The sequence below is a fragment of the Candidatus Saccharibacteria bacterium genome (genome assembly GCA_034521515.1).
Classification (GTDB): domain Bacteria; phylum Patescibacteriota; class Saccharimonadia; order Saccharimonadales; family JAXHMH01; genus JAXHMH01.
The window spans coordinates 65081-81748 of the sequence record JAXHMH010000004.1; the positions used below are offsets into that span (position 1 = coordinate 65081).

Genomic DNA, 16668 nt, shown 5'->3' on the forward strand with positions numbered 1-16668 from the left:
TTATTCATGCCAAAAAAATCAACTCATAAGAAACAAACCAAAAAAACCGCCGACCAGTACGATAATGATAACTACAATTATCTAAAGTATTGGCAGGGTCGTGATTACGAGCACGCCTCAGAAGAGTTAGCTATTCGTAGACTTTTAAAAGGTATGCATTTTAATCACGCAGTAGATATTGGCGGAGGTTATGGCAGGTTATGTGTTCTGCTTAAGGAATATGCCGACACCGTGACGCTGGCTGAGCCTTCCCAAACGCAACTGGATATTGCAAAGGAATACTTAAAAGATTATCCGGACGTTAATATTGTTAAAATGCAAGCTGATGATTTGCAGTTTGAACCTGGTAGCGTTGACTTGTTTACTATGATACGGGTTATGCACCACCTGCCAGATCCGTCGGTAGAGTTCAGCCAGATCGCAAAGGCTCTGCATGACAACGGTTGTTTGGTACTAGAGATGGCCAATTATGCGCATGGCCGAAATCGTCTGAAGCATCTTGCCAAAGCACAACGTTTACCAAAACAACCAGTCGATATCCGTTCAAAGAAGAATAAACGAGAAGAAGAAATACCGTTTGTAAATCACAACCCAAAGACTGTGATAAGGCAATTAGCTCATGCTGGGCTGAAAGTAGACAGAGTTTTATCGGTGTCAAACTTGCGTTCATCGGGTGTAAAGAAGGTTGTTCCACAAAGTGTCATGTTGCGTCTGGAAACACTGTTACAACCGGCTTTAGCGCGAAGTTATTTTGGCCCAAGCGTGTTTTTCCTGATCCGTAAAGCTAAATAACACTTAGCACGGACAATCATATATACTTTAGGTATGACATTAGATAGCTCAGTTAGTGAACTGAGAGGCGTTGGTGAAGAAGTCTCCCGCAAGCTCGAAATATTAGGTGTACGAACAGTCGCCGATTTATTGGATTATGTACCTCGCCGGTACGATGATTATTCACAGATTGACGAAATTAATAAATTGAAACCTGGAATGGTCACAGTACAGGCAAAAATTACGCAAGCAACTGGTCGCTACGTAAGACGCGGTATGCATGTAACTGAAGCCATCGCCTCTGATGACAGCGGCAGCGTCAGACTGGTTTGGTTTAATCAACCATATCGGACAAATGCGATTAAAGCCGGGAAAGATTATTACATAACAGGTGAGTTCGGTATGCGTCGGACAAAGCTGTCGATATTAAACCCTTCGGCCGAACTAGTGAGCGATTTTCCTGTTAACACAGCTCGTATCGTACCGGTGTATCGCGAAACCAAAGGTTTGAAATCGGCTCAGATTAGAAAATTGTTGCGTGAAGCGATTCCACTTGTTCGCAACCTGCCTGAAACACTACCTGAATGGGTAATTGAACAGTACAATTTAATGCCGCGTTCTGCAGCATTTGAAATGATGCATTTTCCAGCCGATGCAAAATTGCTCGCTCACGCCAAACGGCGTCTGGCGTATGAAGAGGTGTTTAGTCTCAGTTTGGCGAGTTTGCTCAATAAATATGAACTTTTGCAAAAAAAAGCTGTGGCGATTTCTTTCCAAGAAAAATTAGCCCGTGATTTTACTGACAGCTTGTCGTTTAATTTAACCGACCAGCAGCGCAAAGCGGCCTGGCAAATTTATCAAGATCTGGCAAAAACAACTCCAATGAACCGGTTACTGGAAGGCGACGTTGGTTCTGGTAAAACAGTCGTAGCCACCATGGCTGCAATTATGGCGGTTGAGCAAGGGTTCCAGGTAGCGTTTATGGCCCCGACTGAACTATTAGCTCGTCAGCACTACCAGACAATCCAAACTCTTCTAAAGCCGCTAAAGCTTACCAAGAAAGTTGGTCTTTTGGTTGGCGGTCTGAAAAAATCGGCAAAACAGTCCATGCAAAAACGTATTAAAGCTGGTGACGTTCAGATTATTGTCGGTACTCACGCTCTAGTCCAAGAAAAGGTTACGATGCAGAATCTAGGTCTGGTTATTGTCGATGAGCAACATCGTTTTGGAGTCGAACAACGTAAATCATTACAAGCCAAGGCTGAGTTCATGCCGCACGTTCTGGCTATGACAGCCACGCCAATACCGCGTAGCCTTGCATTAACACTTTATGGTGAGTTGGACATATCGCTTATAAATACTAAACCGCAAGATAGAAAACCAATAAAAACCAGTATTTGTTCGCCAAATTCACGGGCAGCGCTGTATAAAACAATTGATAAAGAGCTGGAAGCGGGACGTCAGATGTTTGTCGTATGTCCGTTAATAAGTGAATCTGATAGCTTTCCGGCGCAGTCTGCTGAGCAAGTATATGAAAAGTTGAGCAGTAGAGATTTTAAACATCGCCGGGTAGGTCTGTTGCACGGGAAAATGAAAGCAGCTGATAAAGAGTCTGTGATGGATGAGTTCGTGCGCGGCAAGTTAGACATCTTAGTCTCGACTACGGTGATTGAGGTCGGTGTCGATATACCTAACGCGACGGTAATGTTGATAGAAAATGCTGACAGGTTTGGCTTAGCGCAGATCCACCAATTACGCGGACGAGTTGGCCGTAGTAGCCACCAAGGGTTTTGTTACCTCATGTTAAGCGATAGCACTCAGCCGAGCCGTCGATTGCGAGCACTGGAAAGCTCTACTGATGGATTTGCTTTGGCGGAACTTGATCTTGAGATTCGCGGACCGGGTGCTATTTATGGCACCTTGCAACATGGTGCGCTTGATCTGCGCGTGGCAAAACTTACCGATGTCAAGCTGATTGCCGCAGCTCGTTCGGGAGCGCAGGCATTTATTGATCACCAAGAAAACCTGCTACACTACCATGAGTTGCATGAGCGTATTAAAAAATTACGCGCCGTTACTAATCTTAATTAGAACGAAAAGCCTAAAAAGCAAGACTCACTACAACCATCATGTTAGATAAAAATATATATCAGCAAGCGTGTTTTATGCGCAGTTTTCAGTACCGGGCAAAAAACTCGCTGCCAGAAGCGATTAATGCGCAGGGTAGAAAATAATGTACTCCGGAACAACCATAACCAAGTATTCAGGACGTGTCCTTGGTGCTCACCAAAAAATAGATAAAGTGGCTCGCAGGCATCTCAGTCGCTTATTACCCGATAATCAGGTGTTTCCAACAGCAAGGCGAATATTACACTTTGAGGGTAAAAATGGTCCCGATGCCATCAAGCGCAAGAGTCCGGCTAAAGATGAGCCGTGGCATTACTATAGTCCGTTTGACGATGAGGATTCACAGCTAATTGAGCTTATCGAGGAACATTATCATCAATTAGTACGGGAAATTAAGCGAGAAAACCAAGAGCGTATTGCTTTTGAGGCAGCCTGGTTGGCGCACGCGCTTGTTGATGGATTAACGCCAGCGCATCATTATCCGTACGAACAAAAATTGGTTGAGCTGCGGGGCGGAGAGGGAATAGAAACACGAACAAGCGTCAAGGAAAAAATTTTTATGCCTGGCGTCACCCGGCGTGAACGGGTCAAGAACAATTGGAAAATGTGGGGACCGAAAGGTTTGTTGACCACGCATGGTTTATTTGAGATAGGCATTGCCACGATTATTGCACCGCTTAGTTTCGGTGAAGCTATTCCCCGCAAAGAGGATGTTGCCCGCATGCTAGAGATCGGGCCTATAGAATGGTTTCAGCGTTCAGCTCGTGAAATTGCCATTCTCGATATGTACGAACAGTACTACAAAAAGGGATGGACGCCGAAGTTGGCATGGCAAGTTCGACATAGACTTGGCCCGACTATTATCCAAACCGTTACATTAACTTGGTACGCTGCTTTAGTAGAGGCAGAAGCTATAAAAACATGAGAATCACGGCTGGTCAGCTAAAAGGAAGATTGTTTGATGATCCGCCAAGTGCACGGGCACATCCAATGTCCGACAGGATTAAAAACGCGCTGTTTAACAGCTTGGGTGATATAAAGGGGTTGCACTTTTTAGATGGTTTTGGAGGTACTGGGGCTTTGTCATTTGAGGCCATAAGTCGCGGAGCATCACATGTAACAGTATGCGAGCTTGATAACGGCGTTGCCAAAAGTCTTCAGGGCAATATTGCAAAGCTTGGGCTTGAGTCACGCATTCAATTGATTGAAAAAAGTGTCTACAGCTACATCAACCAGCAGCCAAAGCCGTTTGATGTTATCATCGCTGACCCACCCTATATGGAGTTTTCTAAACAGAAATTTGAGCGTTTAACTAAAGTATTAAAACCAGATGGATTGCTTGTCTTATCGTACCCTAGCGCCGCCGATATACCATGGATTGCTGGGCTTGAGCTAGTCAAACAAACTCAATATGGCAACGCAGCCCTGGCATTTTATCGACATGTTTCGTAGAATATGTTGAGTTTCTTGCGCGAGTGGTGGCTCAAGTGAAACGTGAGTTCATCGTAGACACTTGTCCCGTAGTGAGCTCTGGATGCGGCGGTGGCGGAATTGGTAGACGCGCTAGTCTTAGGAACTAGTATCGCAAGATGTGGAGGTTCAAGTCCTCTCCGCCGCACCAAGAATTCAACTACGGGACGCTAGTCCTCGAAACAAGCGCCTTGCGCTGCTACGGGGTAAACTTAGGAACTAGTGCCTCACGTGGCGTGGAGGTTCACCATATCATCCGATATGGTGCCCTGTCGGATGACAGGGCAAGTCCTCTCCGCCGCACCAAGAATTCAACTACGGGACGCTAGTCCTCGAAACAAGCGCCTTGCGCTGCTACTGGGTAAACTTAGGAACTAGTGCCTCACGTGGCGTGGAGGTTCACCATATCATCCGATATGGTGCCCTGTCGGATGACAGGGCAAGTCCTATCATCCCCTAACCAAACACCAAAAGACCGGTAATCCCGGTTCTTTTTGTTTATGTGGAGTATTATTAGGTATAATTATCTTTAACTATGGCATTATCAACTCAACCATACAAAGGCGCGCGTGATTTTTATCCAGAGGATAAGCGCGTACAAGACTACATGTTTAGCGTTATGCGCGACGCAGTAGAGCAGTTTGGCTATGAATCATACGATGCACCAATACTCGAGCCTCTAGAACTCTACGCCGCGAAAACCGGGCAAGAGATTGTCGATGAGCAGACTTACACTTTTACAGATAGGGGTGATCGGCAAGTTGCCATAAGGCCCGAAATGACACCTACGGTAAGCCGAATGGTCGCAGGACGCCGCCAGGAGTTGGCTTATCCACTACGTTGGTACTCTATTCCTAATCTGTGGCGCTACGAGCGACCACAACGGGGCAGATTACGCGAGCACTGGCAGCTTAATGTTGATTTGTTTGGATTGCCTGGCCTAGAAGCTGAACATGAGATTATCTTACTGGCCGACCAGATCATGAAACGATTCGGTGCCAAAAGAAACACCTACGTTATCCGCCTTAACAGCCGTGAGTTAATGGATGCTGTGCTCGGGGAATATATAGGTTTGGATGAGACACAAAGCCACACCATGCGCAAGCTGATAGACCGCATGCACAAACTTGACGATACGGCCGTAGAATCCCAGATGGATGCAATTTTCAGCCCCACTCAAAGAGATGGTGATGCCTACTCTAAACTCAAGGCCTTTTTAGAGATTGAAGATTTACAAGAGATTCCGGTTGAGCTACAGAAGCACGAGTCAATTGTTAAGCTTCAGAAGCTTATGGAAATGCTCAGAGACTCGTTTGTTTCAAATGTGCGGTTTGACCCAACGCTGATGAGAGGGTTTGATTACTATACAGACGTAGTGTTTGAGATTTTTGATACGCATCCAGATAATAATCGATCAATGTTTGGTGGCGGACGATATGATGGTCTGGTTGGTCTGTTTGGTGTTGATCCAGTGCCAACTATCGGTTTTGGAGTTGGAGATGTAACTTTAAAGAATTTCTTAGAAACACACCAGTTGCTGCCAGAACTGCAATCGCCAGTCGATGTTTACGCGGTACTTATAGGTGACGTATACACACCAGCACAGCGAGCAATCACGGAGCTGCGTGAAATGGGCATTAATGTTGCCGTAGATAGTTCTGGCCGAAAGGCTGACAAACAAATAAAAGCCGCCGTAAAACAAGGCATTCGTCACGCGGTTTTTATTGGTGAAAAAGAGCTCGATAATCAGCAATTTACGCTAAAAGATCTTAAAACCGGACAAGAAGAAGCCCATAGTCTTCAAAAAATTGTCAGCATAGTTAAAGACTATCGCAGCAGGTAGATAAAGTGACAGCGACTAATCACGTTTTAACCGGTGCAGTTTTAGCTGCGGCCTACCCAAACCCACTAGTAGTGTTACCCGCGGCGTTAGTTTCGCACGTAATCCTGGATGCTCTGCCGCACTATGGTCACGAAGATCACACTGACAGGAAATTTTTGTATGTACTTGCAGTAGACTTTGCAATTGCTAGCTCCTTCTTGTTGAGTGTTTCATTCTTACGTCCGGAACATTGGTTACTGATAATTGCAGCAAGCGTAGTTGCAGCTAGCCCGGATGCTCTTTGGCTGCCTCATTGGCTACGTGAAATAACCGGCAAGCCGGGCAAAGCTAAGTCCAAACTAGAGACGTTTTTGGCGCGTATTCAATGGGCCGAAAAGCCATGGGGATGGATTTTTGAAATTCCTTGGGCAATCGCTGCCTTTGTTTTGTTTGTTAATCTAAGTCATTAGTTGGCAAGCTGGGACTCATCTGTTACACTCCGTGTCTATGCATGTAAAAACTACTCATCAATCAGATACCGAGGTAACCCTCACTATTGTCGCTTCAGAAAAAGATCTAAAAGCTATTAAAGATCACACATTGACACACTTTCAAGCAAAAGCTAAAGTCGCTGGCTTTAGGGAAGGTAAAGCACCGTTGGAAGTAGTGGAAAAACATGTAGATCAAGAGCAATTACAAAACCAGTTTCTTGAAGAAGCGGTCAACCAGATGTATCCCCAAGCTGTGCGGAACGAAGACATTCGACCAGTGGTACAACCTGAGATAAAAATTATAAAGTTTGTACCGTTTAGTGAACTGGAATTTGAAGCCAAAGTACCGGTAGTGGGTGAAATCAAACTTGCCGATTATACTAAGATACGAAAGCCCAAACCATCAGTTACCATTTCAGAAACTGATATTAATGAAGTCATTAAATCTCTACAGACTCGTTTAGCTGAAAAGAAGGATGTTGATCGTGCCGCTAAAACAGGTGATCAAGTCTGGATTGATTTTAAGGGCACCAACCAAAAAGGTGAGCCGATTAACGGCGCAGAAGGCAAGGATTATCCGTTGGTTCTGGGTAGCAAAACATTTATCCCAGGTTTTGAAGATAATATTACCGGTATGAAGGCTGGCGAAACCAAGAAGTTTGACGTGACCTTTCCGGCTGATTACGGCGTAAAAGCTTTGGCTAAGCAGAAAGTAACGTTCGAAGTAACCGTTACGAAAGTTCAAGAAATGACTGAACCAAAGGTAGACGATGCCTTTGCCGCTCAGGCCGGACCGTTTAAAACGCTAAAAGAACTAAAAGACGATATTAAGAAGCAGCTCAAATTAGAGCGTGAACAACAAGCTGGAAACCAATATGAGTCAGAGTTGGTTCGTGAGCTGACCACTAAAAGTAAAGTAGTGATGCCTCAGGTGCTCATTGATGAGCAGGTTGAGCGGATGATATCGGAATTAAAGCAAAATCTTACATACCGTGGACAAACCTTCCAAGAATATTTGAAGGCAGAGGGTAAAACAGAAGAAGAGTATCGCAAAGAACTCGCCCCGCAAGCCGAAGAGCGCGTTAAAGCTAGTTTGGTTTTGGCTGAAGTTGCCGAACAAGAGAAGCTTGACGTGACACCGGAAGAGCTAGAGATTCGTATGCAAACACTTAAGTCGCAATACCAGGACGAAGCTATGCGAGCTGAACTTGAAAAACCGCAAGCCCGGCGCGATATCGCTATGCGCATGTTGAGCGAAAAGACTGTAGCCTTACTGGCATCACATGCCACCAAATAACCGCATAGCTTAGCACTACGTACTACGTACTACGTACTATGTACTAAGTACTAACCACCAGGCATTATCTAGGTACTAGGTACTAGGTACTATGTACTAAGTACTACGCACTAGGTACTGTGTACTAAGTACTATTATGTACTGTGTACTAAGTACTTAAAGCTGGCACTCTTGACTTGAGACTGCTAGTTCGGCTATGATGAATGTCATGAGCACACTTATCCCAACAGTTATCGAAAACGAAGGTCGCGTTGAACGAGCCTACGACATCTACTCCCGCTTATTAAAAGACCGGATCATATTTTTAGGCGATGACGTTAACGAACACACCGCTAACCTAATTGTTGCTCAGTTTTTGTTTTTAGATAACGCTGACCCCAAAAAAGATATCTATTTGTATATCAACAGTCCAGGCGGCAGCGTCTATGATGCTTTGGCAATTTATGACACCATGAACTTCGTTAAGGCTGATGTACAAACAGTTGGAATTGGCGTGCAAGCCAGTGCCGCGGCGTTTTTACTAAGCTCCGGCACCAAAGGCAAGCGGATGTTACTGCCTCACGCTACTATTATGATGCATCAACCTTCCAGTGGTACGCGTGGTAAAGTTAGCGATCAAGAGATAGACCTACGTGAGTCACTGCGGGTTAAAAAGCTACTTGAGGAAATTATGGCTAAAAATACCGGCCAAAACGTCAAGAAAATACACGAAGACTTAGAGCGTGATAAGTGGATGACCGCCCAAGAAGCCAAAAAGTACGGCGTTGTAGACACTGTAGTCGCCACGCAGCCAACAGGTAGTAAGTAGATTGCAGCTATTGCCAAACTTGCAAAAACATGTTAGTATGATATTCTGGGGGATGTATAGTCTTAAACTCTAAACCTATATTTTTGTCGGATTTTTATGTCCTGCCTTCGGTCTTTAGCAGCGTATGAGGTATTTTATTGGAATTATCTGATTCACCATTACGTTAGTAGTCATCTGTACATGTAGCTAGTAGCGATTTGCATAGCTTAATTTTCAATAGATATAATCTTTAGATCTAAAAGCACTGCATAGAATTTACATATTTCTTGACAATAACTTAGTCGTTGTTCACAATGTAGTCTAAGAAGTAGTGTACTTAGGGCAGTGCCGGCTATTGTCGACAAAATGCACCAAAAAATACCCTAGTAGGATCTTCGCGCGAAAAATTACAACAACCAAACAAACAACTGCAAAAACAGCTGTTACTTTATTAATGTTAAGTGGGAGAGCCGAATGGCGAATAGCGCTAAGACCAAGCAAACCAAGAATAAAAATAACCGAATATTTTATAACGATGTTGACGACATACTGGACATGCCTAATCTGGTTGACCATCAAAGCAAATCATTCCAGTGGTTCGTACAAGAAGGCCTAGGTGAATTACTCGCTGAAGTTAGCCCGATTGACGATTATACAAACACCAAGTTATCACTAAATTTTAAAGATTATCGTTTTGAACCGCCAAAAATGAGCGAGACCGAGGCGCGGGAAAACAATGTCAGTTTTGAAGCACCACTTAAAGCAACGGTCGAACTAACAAATAAAGTTACCGGAGAGGTGAAAAACCAAGAGATTTATTTAGGTGACTTCCCCTGGATGACAGAGCGCGGTACATTTGTAATTAACGGTTCTGAACGCGTCGTAGTTAGTCAGCTTATCCGTTCTGCCGGTGTTTTCTTCACAGGTGATTTGCACGGTACGACCAATTTATACGGTGCTAAAGTAATTCCAGGACGCGGGGCTTGGCTGGAGTTTGAAACTGCCCCAAATGGTGCATTGTTTGTAAAAATTGACCGAAAACGCAAGATTGCCGTTACGACACTACTGAGAGCACTCGGTGTGACAGAAGCTCAGTTGCGTGACGCCGTTAAACACGTTGATACCGGTAAACTTAACTATATTGATGCCACTCTTGAGAAAGATCCGTCCCGTGGATCAAACGAGGCGCTCATTGAAGTGTATCGTCGTCTACGCCCCGGTGACTTGGCAACGGTAGAAAACGCTCGCAGTCTGCTGGAAAACATGTTCTATAACTTCAAGCGGTTTGATTTCAGTCGTGTTGGCCGTTACAAAATCAATAAACGACTTGATCTTGATCTGCCCAATACAATCGAAAACCGTATTATGCGGGTCGAAGATTTATTGGCAATTATCGCCGAGATTATCCGCTTAAATAACACCCAAGATCCATCTGACGATATCGATTCGTTGGCTAATCGACGCGTTAAACTTGTCGGCGAACTTGTTCAACGACAATTCAGGATTGGTCTGTTGCGTATGGAACGTAACACCAAAGATCGTATGTCGATGAGTGAAATTGAAACCGTAACGCCGGCACAGCTAATCAACGCCCGTCCGGTGGTAGCGGCGGTTCGTGAGTTCTTTGCGAGTTCACAGCTAAGTCAGTTCATGGATCAGATTAACCCACTTTCAGAGCTTGCTCATAAACGTCGTTTGAGTTCAATGGGTCCTGGTGGGCTTTCTCGTGAACGTGCCGGTTTTGAGGTACGTGATGCACATGCTACGCACTACGGCCGAATTTGTGCCGTTGAGACTCCAGAAGGTGCTAACATCGGTTTGGTATTAAACCTAGCATCTTATGCTCGCATTAATGATTATGGGTTTATTGAGACACCGTATCGTAAAGTTATAAACGCAGTGACGGCTAAAGACGCTGTCGGGCACATTGCCAGTGTTGACCTAGAAGACGACAAGGGCAAAGTCATCGTCAAGAAAGACGCAAAAATTAGCGAAACTGATGCTAAGAAACTAGCAGCTATAAAGACACGTACGACTTGGCCGGTAAAATCAAAAGTTACAGACGAAGTGGTTTATCTTGATGCTGCTGCAGAAAAACAGGCAACAATTGCCAGCGCCGGTGAAGAACTAGATGAGCATAACTACTTCAAAAACAACCGTGTTAGTGTTCGAACCCACTTAATCGCTGGTGAGGTTGACGCTGAGGAGGTTACACACGTTGATGCATCACGGCGTCAAATCATTGGCTCCAGTGCCGGATTGATTCCATTCATTGAGAAAAACTATGTGTATAGAAGTCTTATGGGCAGCAACCAGCAACGTCAGGCGGTGCCATTAATCCGGCCAACCGCACCAATTGTTGGAACTGGTCTGGAATCACGCGTAGCTCACAACAGCGGTCAACTTGTGGTTGCAAAAGATGATGGAGAAGTTATTAAAGCTACCGGTTCGGAAGTTGTCGTTAAATATAAAGACGGTAATGTTAGCTACGTTCCACAGCATTTCATTCGCAGCAACGAAGGCAGCAGCATCAACCAAAAGGTTGTTGTTTATAGTGGAGATAAGGTTAAAGCTGGTGATCCGCTTATCGAGGGAATGTCAGTTGCTGAAGGTGAACTAGCTCTTGGTAAAGATTTGATGGTAGCGTTTATGCCGTGGCAAGGCTACAACTTTGAAGATGCAATTGTTATTTCGAGGCGGTTGGTCGAAGACGACACTTTAACCTCGGTACATATTGTGGACTTTATGGTTGAAGTCCGCGAAACCAAGCTCGGCCCTGAAATTGTCACCCGCGATATCCCAAATGTTAGCGAGGACGCGTTGCGACACCTTGATGATGACGGCATTGTTCGGATAGGTGCGGAAGTTCACCCGGGCGATATACTAGTCGGTAAGATTACACCTAAAGGTGAGCAAGAGTTAAGTAGCGAAGAGCGCCTCCTGCGAGCAATTTTCGGCGAAAAAGCCAAAGAAGTTCGTGACACATCGCAACGGATGAGCAACGGCAAACACGGAAAAGTTGTTGGCGTTAAAGTGTTTTCGCGAGCTAACGGCCATGAGCTAAAAGCCGGTGTGATCATGCAAATACAAGTGTTTGTCGCTCAGATGCGTAAGATTTCTGTCGGTGATAAGCTCGGAGGTCGTCACGGTAACAAAGGCGTGATTGCGAAGATTCTCCCAGTTGAAGATATGCCGTTTACCGAAGATGGAACGCCAGTCGATATCGTCTTAAACCCACTCGGTGTGCCGTCTCGTATGAATATCGGACAGCTTTTTGAGACACATCTCGGGATGGCTGCTCATAAGCTTGGTTTGAAAGTAGCCAGTCCGGCCTTTGACGGTGTTTCAACCAAGAAAATTCAAGAACTGCTTAAAGAAGCTGGATTGCCTGAAGATGGCAAACAACAACTGTATGACGGTCGGAACGGGCAAGCTTTCAAAGAACGAACTACTGTTGGCGCGATGTATACCATTAAGCTCAATCACATGATTGCCGATAAAATTCATGCACGCTCAACTGGTCCATACACTATGGTGACGCAACAGCCGTTGGGCGGTAAAGCTCAGAACGGCGGTCAACGGTTCGGCGAAATGGAGGTATGGGCACTAGAAGCGTATGGTGCAAGCAATACACTGCAAGAAATGCTGACAATAAAATCAGACGACGTCTACGGACGCAGTAAGGCATACGAATCGATCATTAAAGGTACAGAAATTGTCGGACCAAAAGTACCAGAGAGCTTCAATGTGCTTGTAAAAGAATTGCAAGGTCTAGGTTTGAAAGTTGACTTGATTGATTCGGACAATCTGGTTGATGCCGAAAAAGTCTTGTCTGAAAGCATCAAAGACGAAGCTGCGCATCAAGCTGAAGTTGCAGTACCTGACCCCGAAGTGTCGGATGTTGATGTTACAGAAGATGCAGCAGCAGATGAGTATACGGTTATGGAGTTGGATGATGATATTCCGACCACCGCGACTGTTTCATCGACTGACGATGAAGATCAAGCAAGCGAAGATACAACAAGTGCACAAAACGATGATAAGGAGAACAATTAATGCGCGGCTATAACACAGGAAACAATATTGCAGATTTTGATGCCGTCCGGCTGGCTGTGGCTAGTTCACAGGATATTCTTGAGTGGAGCTACGGTGAAGTTGCCAAGCCAGAAACAATTAATTATCGTACACAAAAACCTGAACGCGATGGACTATTTTGCGAACGGATATTTGGCCCGGTTAAAGATATTAATCCACACGACGCCAAGTATAAAGGTGTTAGATCACGAGAAGCCGCAGTTGACAAAAAAGGTGAAATTGTTACCAAAAGTATTGTCCGCCGTGAGCGAATGGGGCATATAAATCTCGCTGCACCGGTTACCCATATTTGGTTTTTGCGTGGTGCACCGTCGGCAATCGGCCTGCTGCTTGGCATGACTGTCAAAAATCTCGAGCGAGTCACCTATTTTGCGAGTTATATCGTAAAGTCGGTCGATATCGAAAAACGAGACCAGCTTTTGGCAGATAAAGAAGCTGAATTTGCCGCGGCGCAAGAAGCCATAAAATCACGCTATGAGAATGAAGCAAAAGCTGAAGATGCTAATGTCAAAGCTCTCGCTGAGATGCAGACCAAAGAAATTGAAGAAATTACTGAAGAGTTTGAAGAGTTCAGGTCTCAAGTAAACAGTCTGGTTAAGATGAACTTAATAAGTGAAGCTGATTATCGGGCACTTCCTGATGAACTGGCGGAAGTCGTCACAGTTGGTATGGGTGGAGCCGCCCTAAAAGATCTGCTGGAAGACATTGATCTTGATCAGCTTATTCAAGACTTGCAAGCCGAGTCAGAAGAGGCAAAAGGTCAACGTAAGAAAAAGCTAATGAAACGGCTTCGTTTACTTGAGAATATGCAAAACGCCAATATCAAACCTTCAAGTATGTGCGTTTCTGTGTTGCCGGTTATTCCTCCGGATTTGCGGCCAATGGTGCAACTAACTGGTGGACGATTTGCAACCAGTGATTTGAATGATTTGTACCGCCGTGTAATTAATCGAAATAATCGTCTGAAAAAACTAATCGAATTAAATGCTCCAGAAGTAATTCGCCGTAACGAACAGCGCATGTTGCAAGAAGCAGTTGATGCGCTGATTGACAACAATAATGCCCGGTCAGGTCGGGCGGTGGCAGCTACTGGGCAAAGACGACGCCTTAAATCACTTAGTGACATGCTTAAAGGTAAGCAGGGTCGTTTCCGTCAGAACTTGCTAGGTAAACGAGTTGATTACTCGGGTCGTTCTGTCATTGTCGCCGGTCCCGAGCTTAAGATTAATGAGTGCGGTCTGCCAAAAATGATGGCACTAGAGTTGTTTAAGCCGTTTGTGATAGGCAACTTAATAGCAAATGAGCACGCGCATAATATTCGATCTGCAACCCGTATGATTGAAACTAACGAAACTGCTGTATGGGACGCACTTGATGAGGTGATCCACGGTAAATACGTATTACTTAACCGTGCTCCTTCATTGCACAGACTTTCGGTTCAAACCTTCCAGCCACGACTAATTGAAGGCAAAGCCATCCAATTACATCCGCTTGTCTGTAAAGGTTTCAATGCCGACTTTGATGGCGATCAAATGGCAGTACATCTACCACTTTCGGACGAAGCTCAGGCAGAAGCTAGAAACATAATGGTGAGCAGCAAAAACTTGTTAAAACCAGCCGACGGCTCTCCGGTACTTCATATAGAACAAGATATTGTGCTTGGTTGCTACTACTTAACCTATCAGCACGGTGACATAGCCAGTAAAGTGTTTGACTTCACTGACGTAGCTGAAGCGTTAATGGCGTATGATCTAAACAATATTAGTCTACAAAGCAATGTGCGGATTCCGTTCAGAGGTGAACTACGTGAGACTACGTTAGGACGGATTTTGTTCAACGAAATTTTTCCTGAAGATTTCCCATACCTCAATGAAGCAATGACCAAAAAACGAATTACGGCCACTATGGCGTTAGTTTACCAGATGTATGGTCAATCTAAGACAGCTGAAATTGCTGATGACCTAAAAGATATTGGCCTGGAATTCGCTACACACTCTGGTCTTAGCATGGGCTTGTCCGACTTTACAGATATTAAGGGTTTGGACAAGATTATGAAGGATGGAGAGGATAAAGCTACTTTAATTAGCGATCAGTTTGACCAAGGGTTTATCACCGATGAGGAACGATACCGATTAACGGTTGATAACTGGATGAAAACTGATACAAACGTTCAGTCGGTGCTTAGCGAGCAGTTTACTAACGAGAACAGCGCTATGTCAGTGGCCGTTGTTTCTGGTGCTCGCGGTAATATCGGCCAGGTTAAAACAGCGGTAGGTATGCTCGGTGTCACAACCGATGCAAGCGGCCGTGCAATCGAACTTCCAATCCGTTCTAACTACAAGACTGGCTTGACTCCGCTAGAGTACTTTACGGCCACGCGAGGTGCACGTAAAGGTATGATTGACACCGCACTGAAAACCGCCGACTCTGGGTATTTGACTCGTCGGTTGGTTGATGTATCTCAAGATGTCTTTACCATTGATGAAGATTGCGATGACCCAGGATTTCCGCTCTATCGAAGCGACGCTAAAGAAATCGGTATTTCGTATGCGCAACGACTAACCGGTCGATATGCGGCTGAAAACATTGCAAAATATGTTAAAGCAGGTGAGCTGATTACTGAAGACGTGGCTGTCGAAATTGAGAAAGATGAAAGCCTTGATTGTATCCGTATAATGAGCGTTCTTTCATGTACCAACGTACGTGGCGTATCGCAGAAATCGTACGGCATTGATCCAGCAACAGGACAGTTGGTTAGTATCGCGCATCCAATTGGAGTAATTGCGGCACAAAGTATCGGTGAACCTGGTACGCAGTTGACACTTAAAACTTTCCACTCTGGTGGTGTGGCCGGTGAGGACATTACCACTGGTCTGCCCCGAGTTGAGGAGTTGTTTGAAGTTCGAACGCCAAAAGGTCATGCATTCCTTTCTGAAATTACCGGCGTTGTGAGCACCTGGGAAGAAGGTGAGCGCTACATAGTACAAGTTGCAGCGGATGATAAAGATAAAGTCGAGCTGAAAATTGACCAAAGAAATGTTCAGATCGCTGAAGGTAATGAGGTAGTAAATGGTGACGTACTTGCTGCAAACGAAGACGGCTCGGATCCTTTAATCGCCCCCGTAGCCGGTAAAGTGCACCTCACCAAGAAGCTAATTTCTATTTCTCCGAACAGTAAAAGTATTGTGCGTTATGAAATACCTGGTTTCAAACAGATCGTTGTCAAAGATGGCGACAAAGTGGAGGCTGGGCAGCGGCTCACAAACGGATCGATTAATCTGCATGAGTTGATGAAGCTTAAAGGTGTCGAAGCCACTCAGCGCTATATAATGAATGAAGTCTTACGTATATTTGCATCACAAGGTCAGAACATTTCTGATAAGCACCTTGAAGTGATTGTCAGACAGATGTTTAGCAGAGTTCAAATAGACGAAACAGGCGATAGCGAATTTGTAACCGGCGATACAGTTAGCAAGCTTTCGGTTGTAGAGACAAACGAACGACTAGCTGCTGAAGGTAAGAAACCAGTTAAGTATGTACAATTGTTGCTTGGTATAACCAAGGCGTCGTTGAGTACTGACTCGTTCTTAAGTGCTGCAAGCTTCCAAGATACTACTAGAGTTCTGATTGGTGCTGCAACCAGTGGTCGAGTCGATCACTTGTACGGACTTAAAGAAAACGTCATACTTGGTCGACGAATCCCGGTAGGTACTGGTTACTTGCCAGACGTCGATGGCGATGGTTTTACTGATACCGACGTACTCGATGAAGGAAACGACGAAGCTTGATTTCTGTAGTCCAATCTGTT

10 protein-coding genes and 1 tRNA gene are annotated in these 16668 nt (G+C 44.9%); all 11 read left to right on the forward strand.

Features of this window, described 5'->3' with window-relative positions; genetic code table 11:
• The first annotated feature begins 6 nt into the window (after positions 1-6).
• The 11 genes from U5K77_04100 (at position 7) to rpoC (ending at position 16648) form a co-directional block, all read left to right on the forward strand.
• Positions 7-792, forward strand: a complete 786-nt coding sequence (locus tag U5K77_04100; protein ID MDZ7744907.1) for a class I SAM-dependent methyltransferase — start codon at positions 7-9, stop codon at positions 790-792.
• Between the two features lie 33 nt (positions 793-825).
• Positions 826-2862 (forward strand): ATP-dependent DNA helicase RecG, encoded by a 2037-nt coding sequence (gene recG / locus U5K77_04105; protein MDZ7744908.1) that lies wholly within the window; start codon positions 826-828, stop codon positions 2860-2862.
• A gap of 142 nt (positions 2863-3004) precedes the next feature.
• The gene (locus tag U5K77_04110) at positions 3005-3823 is read left to right on the forward strand and encodes a hypothetical protein (GenBank protein MDZ7744909.1); all 819 of its coding nucleotides are present in this window, start codon (positions 3005-3007) and stop codon (positions 3821-3823) included.
• Positions 3820-4350, forward strand: coding sequence for a 16S rRNA (guanine(966)-N(2))-methyltransferase RsmD (gene rsmD, locus U5K77_04115; protein MDZ7744910.1), 531 nt, complete (start codon positions 3820-3822; stop codon positions 4348-4350). Before U5K77_04110 ends, rsmD begins: the two co-directional genes overlap by 4 nt.
• Before the next feature lie 84 nt (positions 4351-4434).
• Positions 4435-4519: transfer RNA gene (locus tag U5K77_04120), tRNA-Leu, on the forward strand.
• A gap of 384 nt (positions 4520-4903) precedes the next feature.
• Positions 4904-6211 (forward strand): histidine--tRNA ligase, encoded by a 1308-nt coding sequence (gene hisS / locus U5K77_04125; GenBank protein ID MDZ7744911.1) that lies wholly within the window; start codon positions 4904-4906, stop codon positions 6209-6211.
• Positions 6212-6216: 5 nt separating this feature from the next.
• Positions 6217-6660, forward strand: coding sequence for a hypothetical protein (locus U5K77_04130; protein ID MDZ7744912.1), 444 nt, complete (start codon positions 6217-6219; stop codon positions 6658-6660).
• Between the two features lie 37 nt (positions 6661-6697).
• Complete coding sequence (gene tig, locus U5K77_04135) at positions 6698-7978, forward strand: trigger factor (GenBank protein MDZ7744913.1); 1281 nt, start codon at positions 6698-6700, stop codon at positions 7976-7978.
• Positions 7979-8174: 196 nt separating this feature from the next.
• On the forward strand, positions 8175-8786 hold the full coding sequence (locus U5K77_04140) for an ATP-dependent Clp protease proteolytic subunit (protein ID MDZ7744914.1): 612 nt from the start codon (positions 8175-8177) through the stop codon (positions 8784-8786).
• A 453-nt stretch (positions 8787-9239) separates the two neighbouring features.
• Complete coding sequence (locus tag U5K77_04145) at positions 9240-12821, forward strand: DNA-directed RNA polymerase subunit beta (protein MDZ7744915.1); 3582 nt, start codon at positions 9240-9242, stop codon at positions 12819-12821.
• Entirely contained in the window at positions 12821-16648 is a 3828-nt protein-coding gene (gene rpoC, locus U5K77_04150; protein MDZ7744916.1) for a DNA-directed RNA polymerase subunit beta', read from the forward strand. Before U5K77_04145 ends, rpoC begins: the two co-directional genes overlap by 1 nt.
• Positions 16649-16668 lie beyond the last annotated feature (20 nt).

Bases quoted from the DNA above. Each gene is read 5' to 3' on its own strand.
- U5K77_04100 (MDZ7744907.1), top strand. From the start codon at position 7: ATGCCAAAAAAATCAACTCATAAGAAACAAACCAAAAAAACCGCCGAC.
- recG (MDZ7744908.1), top strand. From the start codon at position 826: ATGACATTAGATAGCTCAGTTAGTGAACTGAGAGGCGTTGGTGAAGAA.
- U5K77_04110 (MDZ7744909.1), top strand. From the start codon at position 3,005: ATGTACTCCGGAACAACCATAACCAAGTATTCAGGACGTGTCCTTGGT.
- rsmD (MDZ7744910.1), top strand. From the start codon at position 3,820: ATGAGAATCACGGCTGGTCAGCTAAAAGGAAGATTGTTTGATGATCCG.
- hisS (MDZ7744911.1), top strand. From the start codon at position 4,904: ATGGCATTATCAACTCAACCATACAAAGGCGCGCGTGATTTTTATCCA.
- tig (MDZ7744913.1), top strand. From the start codon at position 6,698: ATGCATGTAAAAACTACTCATCAATCAGATACCGAGGTAACCCTCACT.
- U5K77_04140 (MDZ7744914.1), top strand. From the start codon at position 8,175: ATGATGAATGTCATGAGCACACTTATCCCAACAGTTATCGAAAACGAA.
- U5K77_04145 (MDZ7744915.1), top strand. From the start codon at position 9,240: ATGGCGAATAGCGCTAAGACCAAGCAAACCAAGAATAAAAATAACCGA.
- rpoC (MDZ7744916.1), top strand. From the start codon at position 12,821: ATGCGCGGCTATAACACAGGAAACAATATTGCAGATTTTGATGCCGTC.